3 protein-coding genes are annotated in these 2,850 nt (G+C 71.7%); 1 reads left to right on the top strand and 2 read right to left on the bottom strand.

Annotated elements, in window-relative coordinates:
- Positions 1-251: acyl-CoA dehydrogenase family protein (locus FUT87_RS20135; RefSeq protein ID WP_147242175.1), on the bottom strand; the 251-nt coding region annotated here is incomplete at its 3' end.
- 15 nt (positions 252-266) lie between these two features.
- Positions 267-1,457 (bottom strand): acyl-CoA dehydrogenase family protein, encoded by a 1,191-nt coding sequence (locus FUT87_RS20130; RefSeq protein ID WP_147242174.1) that lies wholly within the window; start codon positions 1,455-1,457, stop codon positions 267-269.
- 197 nt (positions 1,458-1,654) lie between these two features.
- Here FUT87_RS20130 and FUT87_RS20125 point away from each other — a divergent pair, with 197 nt between their 5' ends.
- A complete protein-coding gene (locus FUT87_RS20125; protein WP_255511938.1) occupies positions 1,655-2,674 on the top strand; it encodes an isoaspartyl peptidase/L-asparaginase family protein in 1,020 nt (339 codons plus the stop codon).
- The last annotated feature ends 176 nt before the right edge of the window (positions 2,675-2,850 follow it).

Here is a 2,850-nt window from a genome sequence, read left to right as displayed (position 1 = left end):
TCCATCACCAGGCCGCGGCCCAGTTCCTCCATGACGACCATCGCCTCGACCGGGCCGAAGCCCAGGCCGCCGTGGGCCTCGGGCACCGCCAGCGCGGTCAGGCCCAGGCCGGCCAGGGCGTTCCAGACCTCGCGCGAGAAGCCGCCCGCGCGGACGATCGCGCGGCGCTGCTCGAAGCCGTAATCCTTGTCGACGTAGCGCCGCACCGCGTCGCGCAGCGAGTTCTGGTCTTCGGTGAAATCGAAATCCATGTCGTGTCTCCTGCCTCAGCCCAGCACGGTCTGCGCGACGATGTTGCGCTGCACCTCGTTGGAGCCGCCGTAGATCGTCGTCTTGCGATAGTTGAAGTAGTGGCTCGCGAGCGGCGCGCAATGGGCCGCGCCGACGTGGTCGCCCTGCCAGCCGGCCTCCATGGCCTCGTGGATGAAGGGCGTCGCGTAGGGGCCGGCGGCCAGCATCATCAGCTCGGTGTAGCGCTGCTGGATCTCGCTGCCGCGGATCTTCAGCAGCCCCGCCACGTCCAGCGACTGCTTGCCGCTGCTCTCGGCCGAGAGCACCCGCAGCACCATCATCTCCAGCGCGACGATGTCCACCTCCAGCAGCGCGATCTGGTCGCGGAAACGTGCGTCCTCGCGATCGCCGCCGAGCAGCCCTTCGGCCTTGGCGATGCGCTTGAGCCGCTCCAGCTCGCGCTTGGCGCGGTTCACGTCGGCGATGTTGGTGCGCTCGTGCGCGAGCAGGTACTTGGCGTAGGTCCAGCCCTTGTTCTCCTCGCCGACCAGGTTCTCCGCGGGGACCTCGACGTTGTCGAAGAACACCTCGTTCACCTCGTGCTCGCCGTCGAGCATGATGATCGGCCGCACGGTCACGCCGGGCGACTTCATGTCGATCAGCAGGAAGGAGATGCCGGCCTGCGGCTTGACCGAGGCGTCGGTGCGCACCAGGCAGAAGATCCAGTCGCCATACTGGCCCAGCGTGGTCCAGGTCTTCTGGCCGTTGACGATGTAGGTGTCGCCCCGGCGCTCGGCGCGGGTCTTCACCGAGGCCAGGTCCGAGCCCGAGCCCGGTTCGCTGTAGCCCTGGCTCCACCAGACGTCGCCGCTCATGATCCCCGGGAGGTGGCGCTCCTGCTGCTCGCGCGAGCCGAAGGCCATGATCACCGGCGCCACCATCACCGGTCCGAAGGGCACCACGCGCGGCGCGCCGGCCAGGGCGCATTCCTCTTCGAAGAGATGGCGCTGCACCGCGTTCCAGCCCGGCCCGCCGAACTGCCTGGGCCAGGCCCAGCCGTGCCAGCCCTGCTTGCCCAGGATGCGGGCCCAGCGCTGCAGATCGTCCTTGTTCAGGCGCAGCGCGTTGTGCACCTTGTGGCTGATGTCCTGAGGGAGGTGCTCGGCCACCCAGCGGCGGATGTCGGCCCGGAAGGCCTGCTCCTCGGGCGTGAAGTTGAGGTCCATGCGTGTCTCCTGCGGTCTTCGATGTCGGGCCGGCGCTCTGGCGCGTGGTGGGCGCGGTCGGCGCTGTCGGTGAGCTGCGCGGGGTTTTAGCACGAGCGTTCGCTTTTGCCCTGTCCCGACCGGGACAAGCCCAGGGACATGCCCGAGCCGCGCGAGAATGCGCGGCTTCCCGGTTCCCGCTCCGCCGCCGCCACGCCATGACCGCTGCCTTCCCGACCGCCCTGCCGCGCCCCGTGCTCGCCCTCCATGGCGGCGCCGGAACCATCCGCCGCGACCGCATGAGCGCCGCGATGGAAGCGGCCTACCGCGCCGCGCTGACGGCGATCCTGGCCTGCGGCGCCCGGCAGCTCGCGCGCGGTGACGCGGCGATGGACGTCGCGGTCGAGGCGGTGCGCCGGCTCGAGGAGTGCGAGCTGTTCAACGCCGGCAAGGGCGCGGTCTACACCGCCGACGAGCGCCATGAACTCGGACGCAGCGTGATGGACGGGCGCGACCGCGCGGCGGGCGCGGTCGCCGGCGTGACGCGGGTGCGCAACCCGGTGCTCGCGGCGCGCGCGGTGATGGACCACAGCGGCCATGTGCTGCTGATCGGCCCGGCCGCCGAGACCTTCGCGTTCGACCAGGGCCTGGAGCGCGTCGCGCCGACCTGGTTCGGCACGCCGCAGCGCCTGGCGCAGCTGCGGCAGGCGAGGGCGCTCGCACAGGGGCAGGTGCTCGATCACGACGGGCAGTCGGCCATGGCGGCCGATGCGCCGGCCGCCGCGCCGGAGCCGGGCGGCCCGATCGACGACCGGACCAAGTTCGGCACCGTCGGCGCGGTCGTGCGCGACGCCGCCGGCCACCTGGCCGCCGCGACCTCCACCGGCGGCATGACCAACAAGCGGCCGGGGCGCGTGGGCGATTCGCCGATCCCGGGCGCGGGCTGTTATGCCGACGATCGCAGCGTGGCGGTCTCGTGCACCGGCACGGGCGAGGCCTTCATCCGCGCCGCCGCCGCGCACGAGGTGGGCGCGCTGATGCGCATCGGCGGACTGCCGCTGACCGAGGCCTGCGCGCGCGTCGTCTTCGACGAGCTGCCCCAGGTCGGCGGCGACGGCGGCCTGATCGCCGTCGACGGGCTGGGCAATGTCTGGCTGGGCTTCAACACCGAGGGCATGTACCGCGGCTGGGTCGAGGCCGGCGGCGAGCCGCTCGTGGGCATCTACCGCGACGAATGACGCGCCCGCTCCTGGAACGACCGATGCGCCATCGATCCGCCGTCCTGCTGATGCTGCTGGTGACGCTGCTGTGGAGCAGCGCCGGCGCGGTGTCGCGCCACCTGGACTCGGCGCGCGGCTTCGAGGTGACCTTCTGGCGCAGCGCCTTCAACGCGCTGGCGCTGACGCTGCTGCTG

This window comes from Mitsuaria sp. TWR114, assembly GCF_007997345.1.
Note: the sequence above shows the minus strand (reverse complement) of the source record. Positions and strands in the feature narration are given on the sequence as shown.

Excerpts from the sequence above, each read along its gene's own strand:
- FUT87_RS20130 (WP_147242174.1), bottom strand. The coding sequence starts at position 1,457 with ATGGACCTCAACTTCACGCCCGAGGAGCAGGCCTTCCGGGCCGACATC.
- FUT87_RS20125 (WP_255511938.1), top strand. The coding sequence starts at position 1,655 with ATGACCGCTGCCTTCCCGACCGCCCTGCCGCGCCCCGTGCTCGCCCTC.